The 12,326-nt window shown below is 70.2% G+C and carries 13 protein-coding genes and 1 tRNA gene; 6 read left to right on the top strand and 8 right to left on the bottom strand.

Going from position 1 to position 12,326, the window contains the following annotated elements:
- Positions 1-14: 14 nt before the first annotated feature.
- Positions 15-161, bottom strand: a complete 147-nt coding sequence (locus O3W51_RS04960; RefSeq protein ID WP_164294349.1) for a hypothetical protein — start codon at positions 159-161, stop codon at positions 15-17.
- Complete coding sequence (locus O3W51_RS04965) at positions 158-433, bottom strand: heavy-metal-associated domain-containing protein (protein WP_187145296.1); 276 nt, start codon at positions 431-433, stop codon at positions 158-160. The genes O3W51_RS04960 and O3W51_RS04965 overlap by 4 nt, the downstream gene beginning before the upstream one ends.
- 198 nt (positions 434-631) lie before the next feature.
- Here O3W51_RS04965 and O3W51_RS04970 point away from each other — a divergent pair, with 198 nt between their 5' ends.
- The 4 genes from O3W51_RS04970 to O3W51_RS04985 all read left to right on the top strand — a co-directional run bounded on the left by O3W51_RS04970 (position 632) and on the right by O3W51_RS04985 (position 2,364).
- On the top strand, positions 632-1,036 hold the full coding sequence (locus O3W51_RS04970) for a hypothetical protein (RefSeq protein ID WP_187144908.1): 405 nt from the start codon (positions 632-634) through the stop codon (positions 1,034-1,036).
- A gap of 130 nt (positions 1,037-1,166) precedes the next feature.
- Positions 1,167-1,322, top strand: a complete 156-nt coding sequence (locus O3W51_RS04975) for a hypothetical protein (protein WP_187144907.1) — start codon at positions 1,167-1,169, stop codon at positions 1,320-1,322.
- Complete coding sequence (locus O3W51_RS04980) at positions 1,319-1,930, top strand: PRC-barrel domain-containing protein (RefSeq protein WP_138359351.1); 612 nt, start codon at positions 1,319-1,321, stop codon at positions 1,928-1,930. Before O3W51_RS04975 ends, O3W51_RS04980 begins: the two co-directional genes overlap by 4 nt.
- On the top strand, positions 1,930-2,364 hold the full coding sequence (locus O3W51_RS04985) for a PRC-barrel domain-containing protein (RefSeq protein ID WP_138359353.1): 435 nt from the start codon (positions 1,930-1,932) through the stop codon (positions 2,362-2,364). The genes O3W51_RS04980 and O3W51_RS04985 overlap by 1 nt, the downstream gene beginning before the upstream one ends.
- On the opposite strand, the gene O3W51_RS04990 is transcribed toward O3W51_RS04985, so the two are convergent.
- From O3W51_RS04990 to O3W51_RS05010, 5 genes are all read right to left on the bottom strand, one after another.
- Entirely contained in the window at positions 2,279-4,807 is a 2,529-nt protein-coding gene (locus tag O3W51_RS04990) for a right-handed parallel beta-helix repeat-containing protein (RefSeq protein WP_269284097.1), read from the bottom strand. The two genes, O3W51_RS04985 and O3W51_RS04990, sit on opposite strands and share 86 nt — an antisense overlap.
- Positions 4,808-4,810: 3 nt before the next feature.
- A complete protein-coding gene (locus O3W51_RS04995) occupies positions 4,811-7,120 on the bottom strand; it encodes a right-handed parallel beta-helix repeat-containing protein (protein ID WP_269284099.1) in 2,310 nt (769 codons plus the stop codon).
- A 72-nt stretch (positions 7,121-7,192) separates the two neighbouring features.
- The gene (locus tag O3W51_RS05000; protein ID WP_138354762.1) at positions 7,193-9,487 is read right to left on the bottom strand and encodes a right-handed parallel beta-helix repeat-containing protein; all 2,295 of its coding nucleotides are present in this window, start codon (positions 9,485-9,487) and stop codon (positions 7,193-7,195) included.
- A gap of 208 nt (positions 9,488-9,695) precedes the next feature.
- Positions 9,696-9,768: transfer RNA gene (locus O3W51_RS05005), tRNA-Arg, on the bottom strand.
- Between the two features lie 108 nt (positions 9,769-9,876).
- Complete coding sequence (locus O3W51_RS05010; protein ID WP_138354761.1) at positions 9,877-10,362, bottom strand: MarR family winged helix-turn-helix transcriptional regulator; 486 nt, start codon at positions 10,360-10,362, stop codon at positions 9,877-9,879.
- Between the two features lie 106 nt (positions 10,363-10,468).
- On the opposite strand from O3W51_RS05010, the gene O3W51_RS05015 reads away from it, so the two are divergent.
- Positions 10,469-10,885, top strand: a complete 417-nt coding sequence (locus tag O3W51_RS05015; RefSeq protein ID WP_138354760.1) for an organic hydroperoxide resistance protein — start codon at positions 10,469-10,471, stop codon at positions 10,883-10,885.
- Between the two features lie 83 nt (positions 10,886-10,968).
- On the opposite strand, the gene O3W51_RS05020 is transcribed toward O3W51_RS05015, so the two are convergent.
- Positions 10,969-11,451 carry a MarR family winged helix-turn-helix transcriptional regulator gene (locus O3W51_RS05020; RefSeq protein ID WP_138354759.1) on the bottom strand — a complete coding sequence of 161 codons (483 nt, stop codon included), beginning with the start codon at positions 11,449-11,451 and terminating at the stop codon, positions 10,969-10,971.
- A gap of 225 nt (positions 11,452-11,676) precedes the next feature.
- Between O3W51_RS05020 and O3W51_RS05025 the strand changes: the two genes are divergently transcribed.
- Positions 11,677-12,321 carry a TetR/AcrR family transcriptional regulator gene (locus O3W51_RS05025; protein ID WP_138354758.1) on the top strand — a complete coding sequence of 215 codons (645 nt, stop codon included), beginning with the start codon at positions 11,677-11,679 and terminating at the stop codon, positions 12,319-12,321.
- The last annotated feature ends 5 nt before the right edge of the window (positions 12,322-12,326 follow it).

Below are 12,326 nucleotides of genomic sequence, written 5' to 3' on the forward strand. Positions count from 1 at the left end.
AGGGCCGACATGCCCTACATGCCCTGGTGCGAGGCCGGGCGCGGTTCCGGGGCGGCCGGTCCGCCGCCGTCCCCCCGCACCGCGCGGCCGAGGCCGAACGCGGCGCCGAGGACGACCAGCAGGATCAGCAGATAGCCGCCCAGCCTGACCGGTGCGGTCACGCCCGGCCGACCAGTTCGTAGCCCGCCTCGTCGACGGCGGCACGGATCGTCTCGTCGTCCAGCGGCTGCTCGGACGCGAGGGTGACCAGCCCGGTGGCGACGTCGACCTTGACGACGGTCACGCCGGAGACGGTCGCGAGCTCCTTGGTCACCGCGGACTCGCAGTGGCCGCAGGTCATGCCCGAGACGGAGTACACGACGGTGCCCGCGGCCTGCGACTCGTCGGTCGCGCCGTCGGTGTGGCAGGTTCCCTCGGGGGAGCAGCAGGACATGGCGTTCTCCTCATGCGTCTCGTGCGGTGACGGCTGTCGCCGTCCACTGGTGACCACCATATACCCCCCCAGGGTATTAAGCGAAGCCGGACCCGCTGTGGCCCCCGCGCGTCGTTAGGCCCGCCGCTCACCGGGTAGGCGCCGCAGCGACGGATTCGGCCACGTTCGGCCACCGTTCGACAACCGGAGGTGACTCGGATGCTGTTCCTGGGATTGGTGCTGCTCGCCGCGACCGGAACACTCACGGGACTATTGATCGCGGGCAACCTGGGCGGCGGGCCCGACTACACGGTCGCCCTGCTGGGCCATGACCTCATCACGATGAACTCGCTCTCCATCTTCTGCGCCGGCCTCGCCCTGGCCCTGGTCGGCTGCCTGAGCCTGCTGATGGCGGGCGAAGGCGCCGCGCTGCGCCGCCGCAAGGCGGTAAAGCTCAAGGAGGCGCGCAACGACGCGGCCGTGGCGGCCGCCGAGCGCGACGCCCTCGCCGCCCGGGTCGAGCAGCAGCGCACCGACAACGCCCACCCGGCGCGGACCTCCGCCCCGGAGATGCCGCTGCAGCAGCCGCGCAAGCACCGCGCGCCGCACGCGCTCGGCAGCTGACCGCGGGTCGTCGCCACCCAGGTCCCTCATCTCCCCTCCTCTTCTCCGCTCCCCGCGAGTGGGAGAGGGGGATCGGGGAAGGGGAGGAGAGGGCTACGGATTCTGCCGATTCTGCGGGGAGTGGTGCGCGATGGACTGGTGGATCTGGATCGTCGTCGTGGTGGCGGTCCTGCTGGTACTGGCCGGATCGGCGGCGGGCGTGCAGGCACGGCGCCGCAGCGGTGGGGTGATCGCGGTACGCCGCGGCGCCATCGGCCGGCGGGCCGGGAAGGGACGCGTGAAATGACCGCGCCGACGCACGAGCCCGGGCCCGCTTCCTCTTCCGCGATGATGCTCGCCTCGGAGATCACCAAGCGGCCGGTCGTGACACTGGCCGGTGCGGCTGTCGCGCAGGTCAAGGACCTCGTCTTCGACGGCACGGCCGGCCGGATCGCCGGCTTCACCCTGAGCGGCCGCGGCCTGCTCTCCGGACCGCTGCGGCACAGCCTGCCGTGGTCGGGGGTGCACGGGCTCGGCCACGACGCCGTGATGATCAAGGACGAGAGCGTCTTCGAGAGCAGGGCCGACGTCCTGGAACGCGGCTCCGCCGGCCGCGGCGACGTACTCGGCTCGCGGGTGCTGACCGACGGTGGCACCGACCTGGGCAGGATCTCCGACGTCGTCGTCGAGGTCGTCGAGGGCACCACGGCCCACGTCGTGGGCTACGAGATCGCCTCCTCGGACGCCCTCGACCGGCAGGGGCGCAAGGTGTTCATCCCGCTCTCCGAGACCACCGCGGTCTCCGGTGAGGCACTGGTCATCCCGGCGGCCGCGGCCGAGTTCGTCGCCGACGACCTTCCCGGGTTCGCGGCGGCGGTCCAGGCGTACCGCGCCCGCCGCAGGACGGAGGTCTGATGCTCTTCTCGGAAACGGCCGGCCGCCAGGTGGTCAGCGCCACCGAGGCCCGCACGGTCGGCATCGTCGACGGTTTCGTCGTCGACCCGGCGACGGCCTCCGTCGTGGCCCTGCGGCTCAAGAAGACCGACGGCTCCGGCGACACCCTCGTCTGGGAGCACATCCACGCCATCGGACCCGACGCCGTCATCGTCCGCTCCGGCGCCACCCTCGGCACCCCCTCGGGCGAACTGGCCCCTCTCGCCGACAAGCACCGTTCCCTGCCGGGCAAACGCGTCCTCGACGAACGCGGCGAGGCCCTCGGCACCGTCTCCGACGTCGACTTCGACGCCGACACCGGCGCGCTCCTCACCATCCGCACCACGACCGGCGACCACCCCGGCAAACGCGTCCTGGGCCTCGGCCCCTACGCCCTGATCCTCCGCGAACCCTGACCACCCCGCCCGCGACGCACCCCGCCCGCGACGCACCGCGGCCCGGCCCCCGCCGAAGCGGGGACCGGGCCGCGGTGGTGTGCTCCCGGGGATCAGGGGGCGTAGTAGCCGTTGAGGTCGGCGATGAGCTCGACGCTGCCCGCACTCGCGTGTAGAAGCTGTTCATGCCCGCTTCGTTGTTCGCGACGACCACCTGATTCGCGATGGTCTGCCCGGCCGTCCAGTTCAGGTTGGAGACGGTCGGACGGGCGGAGTCCCGCGGGTAGACCGTCATGAAGCCGATCTGGGTGCCCTGTGTCACCGTGACGTTCAAGGACACTGCCTCAGCGTTCGAGTAAGCGACGTCCCGGACGCCCTGGGTCTGATGGCCGCCGACCGGCGCGGCCGGTATCCATTCACCGACACCGTCCGCGAACCACGGTGCCCGGGTGTCGATCACCCGGTGCGGTGCTACGGCGTGGAACTTGTCGCCGCCGGACGCGGTGAAGTAGCCGGTCACGTCCGCGAGCACCTGTACACCGTCGCTGTGGTTGTAGAACGACACCTTGCCGTCCTTGACCGGAACGGTCACCAGGTTCGGGATCGTCTGCCCCTTCGACCAGTTGAGGCTCGAAGCGGTCGGACGGTCGGTGCCGTGCGGGTACACCGTCAGGAAGCCACCGCTCTTGGGCTCGGTCGCGGTGACGTTCAAGGTCACTGCGGTCAGGCCACTGGCCGGGATGCCCTTGACGCCGGCCACCTGCAGGTCAACCGTGGCACCGGATCCCAGCGGGCCCTTGGGGGCGCCCACCGCGGACCGGGTGTCGAGGAGTCGGGACGGCGTGGTCGGCGTGAAGCCGCTTCCGGTGGTGCTGAAGTAGCCGAGCAGGTCGGCGAGCACGTGCACGGTTCCCGCGCTGCCGTTGTAGAACGACACCTTGCCGTCCTTCACCTGCACGGTCACCAGGTTCGGAATCGTCTGGCCCGGGGTCCAGTTCAGGTTCGACGCCGTCGGCCGGTCATCACCGTGCGGGTACACGGTGAGGAAGCCGCCCGCGACCGGCTCGGTGACCGTCACGTTCATGGTCACCGCCGTGACGCCGTCCGCCGGCACACCGTGCTGGCCGGCGACCGGCAGTTCGACGGTGCCGCCCGCCGGGACGGTACCCCCGGTGGTGCCGGTGCCGTCACGGGTGTCGAGGACCCGGACCGGGCCGATCGGTGTGTAGCGCGTACCGAAGTTGTCCTGTTCCATCGCCCCGCGATCCCGGTGGCCGGAGCCGGTGCCGGTGTCGGCGACCCACGGGTCGTCGACGGCGCGGGTCCCGACACGGTCCGTGGTGGGCATACCCGGCGCGTTCTCGTCCGCCGAGTCGATGAGCGGGGAAGGCGTTCCGCCGGAGTCGCCCACCCAGGTCTCCAGCGTGACGTCGCCGATGAGGTCGTGGTCGCCCTGGCCCGTGGCGGCGGTGAAAGCGGACACGTTGTCGTACGTCGTGTCGGCCCAACTGTAGGCGGGACCGTCGTCCTTCGAGTCGAAGGCGTTGTAGGCGACCTTCGTACCGCTCGTCGCCGCGGTGTCCACGCGCAGACCGGCGACCGTGCCGCCCCCCGCACAGGGCTGTTCGCCCGTGTCGGAATGCGTGATCACGTTGTTCTCGACGACCGCGCCGGTGGATGCACCGGCCAGCCCGATCGCGTCCTGGCACCCGGCGGAGATGGTGTTGGCGACGATCACGGTGCCGGGTGCGGCGTCGGCCACAATGCCGGTGAGGTGGGTGCTGAAGATCAGATTGCCGGCGATGACCGTGCCCTGGACCCCGGGGTCCATCTTGGCGAATCCGTCCCTGGTTATTTCGTTGTTCCGGAGGATCTGCACCGATGATGCGGCCCCCGCGATCCGGACAGTGGGCCAGCTGGCTACGTCACCCGCCGCCAGGCCGCCCGCGAGCTGGTTGCGGGAGATCGTGATGTCGGAGCCGCCATTGACCAGTACCGCCTCCTGCTTGGCGGACAACGTCATCTCAAGAATCCGGATGTGCTCCGCACCGGAGAGCAGGAACGCATGGGCCTTCGAGCTGCCCAGGCCGCCGCCCACGGTGGTGGGGTTGTCGCGGTACTGGCCGGGCCCGCCCATTCCTGTGAAGGTGATCGGGGCCTCGGCCGTGCCCGAGCGGGTGACGGTGACCTGCTCCGGGTAGTCGCCCTCGGCGACATGCACCGTCTCGCCGGGCAGCACCTTCGCGGCGGCGGCCGAGATGGTGCAGTACGGCTGTGCCGGCGTGCCCTGACCGGCGTTGGAGCAGTGCGCACCGGCTGCGTTGTTGACGTACAGATTCACGACGGCCGCCGCCGCGCCCCCGGTACCGAGGGCGGGCAGCGCGACCGCGCCGAGCAGGAGAGCGCCGGTGAGGGCGCCTACGCGTGTCTTGATGGGGTCTCCAGGAGCTGAAAGGTATGGCATGGCTCAGACCGCCTGGTAGCCGAATTGGTCGACCACGAGGTGGATCGGCTTCGTGCTGCCGTTGTAGAAGGCGACCTTGCCGCCCTTGCCCACCTTCACCACGACCGCGTTGGGGATGGTCTCCCCGGCGTTCCAGTTCAGGTTGGACGCGAGCGGACGGGCCTGGCCCGACGGGTACACCGTCAGGAAGCCGCCGGCGCCGGGCTGGGTGACGGTGACGTTGAGCGTCAGGCCCGTGACCCAGGGCAGGCAGTTGGTAATTTCGAGGGTGCCGCCGGCGGGGATGGCGGACGCCGGGCGCGTCTTGTCCGTGCAGCCGTCGGTGGTCGGCTCCCGGGTGTCCATGAGCCGCTCGGTGAAGTAGCTCCGGTAGGTGTTGTGCCCGGTGGCGTCGAAGTAGCCGGCCACGTCGGCGATGACCTGGGTGGTGTTGCCGCCGCCCGCGACGTAGAGCGCGACCTTGCCGTCCACGACCGGGACCGTCACCAGGTTGGCGATGGTCTTCCCGGCCGGCCAGTTGATGTTCGACGCCGTCGGGCGGGCCTGGCCGTGCGGATGCACCGTGAGGAACCCCTGACCGGTGGAGCCGGTCACCGTGACGTTCAGGGTCACGGCCGTCACGCCACTGGCCGGTACGCCCTTGGCGCCCGTCACCTGCAGGTTCACCGTGCCGCCGGCCTTGACGGCGCCCTTGGGGGCGCCGGTGCCGTCGCGGGTGTCCAGGGCGCGTGCCGGGCTGGTCTCATGGAAGACGCTGCCCTTGGCGCTGTAGTAGCCCTCCACGTCGGCGATCACGTGGGCGCCCATGCCGGCGCCGAAGTACTCGAACGTGACCTTGCCGTCCTCGCTGACCGGCACGGTGACCAGGTTCGCGATGGTCTCGCCCGCGGTCCAGTTGAGGACCGACGACAAGGACCCCGTCCCGGCCGCGAACACTTTCAGATAGCCCGCGCCGGTCGAACCGGTCACGGTGACGTTCAGGGTCACCGCGGTGACCCCGGCCGCCGGGACGCCGGCCTTGCCGCCCAGCTGAACGTCCATCCACGAGTTCAGCAGCCCCTTGGGAGCGCCGGTGCCGTCACGGGTGTCCAGGACACGGGTCGGCCCGGCAGGCGTGTACACGCTGCCGAGGTTCCCCATCTCCTCCGCACCGCGGTCCCGGTAGCCCGACCCCGTACCCGTGTTGGGCGTGATCGGGTCGTCGAGCGCGGCTGTCCTGTAGACGTCGGTGGTGAGCATCCCCGGGGCGTTCTCGTCGGCCGAGTCGACCGTCGGGAGCGGCTTGGCGTGCCGGTCGCCCTCGTTGGGGACGGTCGGGTCGGCGAAGACGTCCCGTGCGCCCTGTCCGGTGGCGGTGGTGAACGCCGCACGGTTGGCGTACTTGGTACCCGACCAGTTGTAGGCCTGCTCGCCGTTGGACGTGTTGATGACGTTGTAGTCGGTCTTGGTACCGGGCACGGATGCGGCCTCGACCATGACCCGGGTGGTCGCGGAGCAGCCGTCCGAGGTTCCCGAATAGTTGTCCGTCGTGACGACGTTGTTCTCGATCGTCGCGTTCGGCGACGTACCGGCCAGCACGATGCCGTCCTGGCAGTGGCTGTAGACCGAGTTGCCCACGATGACCGTGTTCGGCGCGTCCGTGACCGAAATGCCCCTGACGTTCGCGTTGAGGCTGTTCCCGGTCACCACGGTGCGCCGGGCACCGGCCTCGACAGCGACGCCGGCGCCGGAGTTGGCCCAGAGGTTGAACTTCCCGAGCGTGACGTCCTCGGACGCTCCGGTCACGCGCAGCGCGACCGACTGGGCCCCGGCCACCGTGCCGTTGATGACGGAGACGTCCTTGGAGCCCTCGACGTGCACGCCTTCGTCGACGGCGTCGAAGTTGAGGTCCTTGATCCTGATGTGCTCGGCGTTGGTGACGGACAGCGCCCGCGCCGTCCCCCCGGTCGCTTCGTAGCTGCCGATGATCGCGGCGTCCTGTATCGATCCCCACTCGGAGACATCGCCGGTGAAGGTGATCGGGGCCGCGGCCGTACCGGACTTCGTGATGCTGACCTGCTCGGGGTACGTCCCCGTCGCGATGTGCACCGTCTGGCCCGGCAGCGAGGCGTCGGCCGCGGCCTGGACGGTGCAGAACGGCTGGTCCTGCAGTCCGGTGCCGGCGTTCGAGCAGTGGGCCGCGGCCGCGTTGTCCACGTAGATGTTGGCCGGGACGGCTGCGGCGCCCGGTGCTCCGGCGGCCGGCAGTGCGATGGCTCCGAGAAGTACGGCAGCGCTGAGCATGCCTGTTCGCGTCTTGATGATGCCCCCCATGGGCGAAGAGATGAAGTGCCGAAAGCGGCCCCACCGCCCGGAGGCGGTGGGGCCGCATCAGCGCGGCAGGACCTAGAGGGCCTGGTAGCCGAAGACGTCGATCACCAGGTGCACCGCACCCTTGCTGCCGTTGTAGAACGAGACCTTGCCGTTGGCCCCGACCGGGACGACGACCTGGTTCGGAATCGTCTGGCCCGGGGTCCAGTTGATGTTCGACGCAAGCGGACGCTGCGCGCCGGCCGGGTAGGCCGTCAGGAAGCCGCCGGCCGCGGGCTGCGTGACGGTGACGTTCAGTACGACGGAGGTGGCGGGAACGGGCAGCGCCGACAGGGTCAGGGTGGCGCCGGGGGCGACGGTCCCCGCCTTGCGGATCAGCTCGCCTTCCTCGTACTGGTCGGAGCGGGTGTCCATGATCCGCCAGGGGCCGACGGGCCGGTAGGTGTTGTACCCCTTGGCGCTGTAGTAGCCGGCCACATCGGCGATCACGTCGACGCTTCCGGTGGGACCGCCGGCGTAGAACGAGACCTTGCCGTCGATCACCGGGACCGTGACGAGGTTGGCGATGGTCGTGCCCGGGGTCCAGTTGACGTTCGACGCGGTCGGACGCTCCTGGCCGTGCGGGTAGACGGTCAGGAAACCGCCGCCGACCGGGTTCGTCACGGTGACGTTCAGGGTGACCGCGGTGACGCCCTGCGCGGGTACGCCCTTGACGCCGGCCACCTGGAGGTCGACGGCGCCGCCCTGCGCGACCGGGGCCTTGACGCCGCCGGTGCCGGTGCCGTCACGGGTGTCGAGCACCCGGGACGGGCCTGCCGAGGTGAAGACGCTGCCCTTGGCGCTGTAGTAGCCGGCCAGGTCGGCGATCACATCGACGGCGCCCGCGGTGCCGCCGGCGTAGAAGGAGACCTTGCCGTCGACCACGGGGACCGTGACGAGGTTGGCGATGGTCGTCCCCGGCGTCCAGTTGAGGTTGGACGCGGTCGGGCGCTGCGCGCCGTGCGGGAACACCGTCAGGAATCCGCCGCTGGAGGGCTTGGCCACGGTGACGTTGAGCGTCACCGCCTGGACGCCGGTGGCCGGAAGGCCCGCGACACCGGCGAGCTGCAGGTCGACCGAGGAACCGGTGTGGACCGGCGCCTTGACGCCGCCGGTGCCGACGCCCTCGCGGGTGTCGAGCACGCGGGTCGGGCCGGCCGGGGTGTAGACGCCGCCGAAGTTCTGGAACTCCATCGCGCCGCGGTCGTGGAATCCGCTTCCGGTACCGGTGTTCGGCACGACCGGGTCGTCCAGCGTCGGCCAGCCCCAGGCGTCCAGGTCGATGACGCCGGGCGCGTTCTCGTCCGCCGAGTCCACCCAGGGGGCGATCTGCGGGGACTTGCCGTCGTACGGCATGGTGGGATCGGCGACGAAGTCGTGGGTGCCCTGGCCGGTCGCGGTCGTGAAGGCGGCCCGGTCCTTGTACGTCGTGCCGGCCCAGTCGTAGGCCGGGCCGCCGCTGGTCGGGCTGATGACGTTGTAGTCGACCTTCGCGGTCGGCGCTGCCGCCGCCGAGATGGTCAGCCCGGTGTCCGAGTCACCTGCCTTGCAGGGCTTGGTCGGGTAGTCGGCGGTGTCGCCCGTGTCGATCACGTTGTTCTCGACAACCGCGTCGGTCGAGGCGCCGGCGAGGGTGATCCCGTCGTTGCAGTGCGACTGCACCGTGTTGCCGACGACGACGGTGCCGGGCGAGCCCAGCGCCACGATCCGGGTGTCGACCTGATTGGTGCTGACGACCGTGCCGGTCGCGCCCTCGTCGACCAGGACGCCGGGGCCGTCGCTGCCACCGAGCTGGGATCCCGCGATGGTCACCTTGCTGGAGCCGGTGCTGACGCGCACCGCGGCGGTGCCCTCATAGCCGCCCCACGTGTTCGCCCGGGTCACCGAGACGTCGGTCGCGTGGTCGAAGAGGATCGGCTCGAGGGTGCCGGTGATGGACAGGTTCTGGACCCGGATGTGCTGAGCCCCCGCGACCAGCAGCCCGTTCTCGGGTGTCGGAGCGTCAGGGTTGCCGATGGACACCCGGTCGTCGGAGTCGTCCCGGTCGACCGTCGTGTGCACGAAGGTGATCGGCGCGTCCGCGGTGCCGGACCTGGTGAGCTTCAGCTTCTGCGGATAGTCACCCCGCGAGATGTGCACCGTCTGGCCCGGCAGCGAGACGTCCGCCGCGGCCTGGACGGTGCAGAAGGGTGCGGCCTGCGTGCCGGTGCCGCCGTTCGTGCAGTGGGCGCCGGCGGCGTTGTTGACATAGAGATCGGTGGTCGCCGCGTTCGCGCTGACCTGCCCTACGGCAGGGATCGCGAGCGCGGCGAGGAGTGCGGCGCCGGTCACGGCGCCGATACGAGTCTTGATAGTGCCCCCCCAAGGGCGTGAACGGGATGTCCCGTCGGCCGACTCGGCGGGAGTCCCCACCCTCGGCAGTCAGCCGAGCCGGATCATTTCACACGATTCACACAGGCACCATTGGTATCCCGACCACTTCGCCGCCCACGCGAAAGGCCCTCCCGTCAGTGCTGACGGGAGGGCCTCGCGGATGGTGTGCCCCAGGCAGGATTCGAACCTGCGACACCAGCTTTAGGAGAGCTGTGCTCTATCCCCTGAGCTACTGGGGCGGGGTGAGGACAGGTTAGCGGATTCGGGGCGCCCGGCGCTGGCGGGTCCCGGCGGCCGCGGTGTCGGACGGCCGCGATGTCGGGCGGCCGCGGTGTCGGGCGGCCGGGTTACTCGGGGGTGGGGTCGGCCGCCGGGTCCGGGGTGGCCGCGTCCAGGGTGGTGGTCAGGTGGTGGAGGCGCGTGCGCAGGTCGGTCAGGTCGGTGAGGGTGAGGCCGGTGGCCGTCGCGATCTGTTCCGGGACCCGCTGGGCGCGCTCGCGCAGGGCGTCGCCCGCGGTGGTGAGGCGGACGGTGACCGAGCGCTCGTCGAGGGCGCTGCGCTCGCGCTGGACCAGGCCTGCGGCCTCCAGGCGCTTCAGGAGCGGGGAGAGGGTGCCGGAGTCGAGGCGCAGATGCTCGCCGATCTTCTTGACGGGCAGCTCGCCGTGTTCCCACAGGACCAGCATCACCAGGTACTGGGGGTAGGTCAGGGCGAGGTCGCGCAGCGCCGTCCGGTAGAGGCTGCCGAACGCTCTGGACGCCGCGTGCAGCGCGAAGCAGATCTGGTTGTCCAGTCGCAGGTATTCGGCGGGTGCCGTTTCGGTCGTCCTCATGTAACCAGCGTACCCTTTAGTTGTGCACAATTGAGTTGTGTGCTCTAGTAGTGCTGAGCGCGGCCCGGGGCAACCGGGCCGTGAAGTGTGGAGAGGGATGGTTCCGATGAGTGCGCTGTACACCGCTGTGGCCACGGCCAATGGACGCGACGGCCGGGCCGTGAGCTCGGACGGTCAGCTGGACCTGCAGCTGGCCATGCCGCCGGCCCTGGGCGGGAACGGCAAGGGCACCAACCCCGAGCAGCTCTTCGCGGCCGGCTACGCGGCGTGCTTCTCCAGCGCGCTCGGGCTCGTGGGGCGTGAGGCGAAGGTCGACACCAAGGACGTTTCGGTGACCGCCGAGGTAGGCATAGGCGCCGATGCCGCGAACGGCGGCTTCGAGCTCGCCGTCACGCTGCGCGTGGAGCTGCCCGCGGAGCTGGAGGGCGAGATCGGCCGCAAGCTGGTCGAGCAGGCGCACGGTGTGTGCCCGTACTCGAAGGCGACCCGCGGGAACATCACCGTCGAGATCGTCGTGGAGTAGGTGGCGTAGTCAGCCGGTTGCATGACCGAGCGGTTCCCACGGACCCGCTCCTGGCTTTCCGACAGGCGCCGATCCGCCTTGGCTCACCGCAGCCAGGGCAGGTCGGCGCCTTCCGGTTGCAGGCCCTCGGCGATGATGCGGGAGATCTCGCCCAGCTGCTGGACCTGCTCGGGGGTGAGCCGGTCGAAGATCGCCGAGCGGACGGCCGTGACGTGTCCTGGCGCGGTCCGCACCAGCACCGCGTACCCTTCGTCGGTGAGCACGGCCATCTGACCTCGACGGTCGGAGGGGCAGTCCTCGCGGGCGATCCAGCCGTTCTTCTCCAGCCGGGTGACGGCGTGCGAGAGCCGGGAGCGGGTGATCTTCGTCTGCTGCGCCAGTTCGGTCATCCGCATCCGGCGGGTGGGGGCGTCGGAGAGCGTGGTCAGCAGCGCGTAGTACATGTGCGGCATGCCGGCGTCGCGCTGCAGCTGCCGGTCGAGGTGGTCCTCCAGGAGCGTCGTGGCGTGCACATACGCGCGCCAGGAGGCCTGCTCTTCTTCCGTCAGCCATTTCATGCTGTCCATCCTATGTCCACTTCTTGAAGATTCAATGAAAGTGCGGGAAAGCGCTCCGGACGGCTCGCGACCGGCCGTTCGCCGCCTGGTCGCGGACGTTGATCCGGAATGTGTCGCAGGTCACACAGGGGACCCGAAATATCCGGGGACCATCTCCCCGTTTAGTCTGGTGTCAGAGCGAAGCGGGGACTGATTCCCCGCTTCACCTTCCCCTTTCGCCAGAAGGAGTGTCCGGTGGTCGGCAGCGCCGTGAAATCGCGATCCCCCCGGTTGCGGGCAGATGCCTCGCGCAACCGGGAGCGGATCGTCGCCGCCGCGCGCGAAGCCTTCGTCGAGCACGGGGCCGAGGTCCCGCTGGACGAGGTCGCGCGCCGCGCCGGAGTCGGCAACGCCACGCTCTACCGGCACTTCGCGGACCGGGCCGAACTCGTCCGGGAGGTGGTCCTGTCGGTGATGGCGCGGATCACCGAGCGGACCGAGGCCGCGGTCGCACAGGAGCCCGACGCCTTCGAGGCCCTGCGGCGCTTCGTCTTCGAATCGGCGGAGGACCGGGTCGGCGCGCTGTGCCCGATGCTCTCCGAGGCCTTCGACGGGAACGATCCGGCGATCTTCGCGGCTCGTGACCGGCTGAATCGCTCGATCGAGGACATAATGGACAGAGCGCGAACCTCTGGCCAACTCCGCACCGACATCGCCGTCGGTGACCTGATGGTTGCGATCACGCAGCTCACGCGACCGCTGCCCGGTAAGGCGTGCATGGACATGGACCGGTTCGTGCACCGTCACCTGCAGATCTTCCTCGATGGGCTGCGCGCCCCGGCGTGGTCGGCGCTACCGGGCGCCGCCGTGACGTTGGAGGACCTGCAGCAGCAGCGCTGACGAAT

It is taken from the genome of Streptomyces sp. H39-C1, assembly GCF_027158125.1.
Taxonomy (GTDB): domain Bacteria; phylum Actinomycetota; class Actinomycetes; order Streptomycetales; family Streptomycetaceae; genus Actinacidiphila; species Actinacidiphila fildesensis.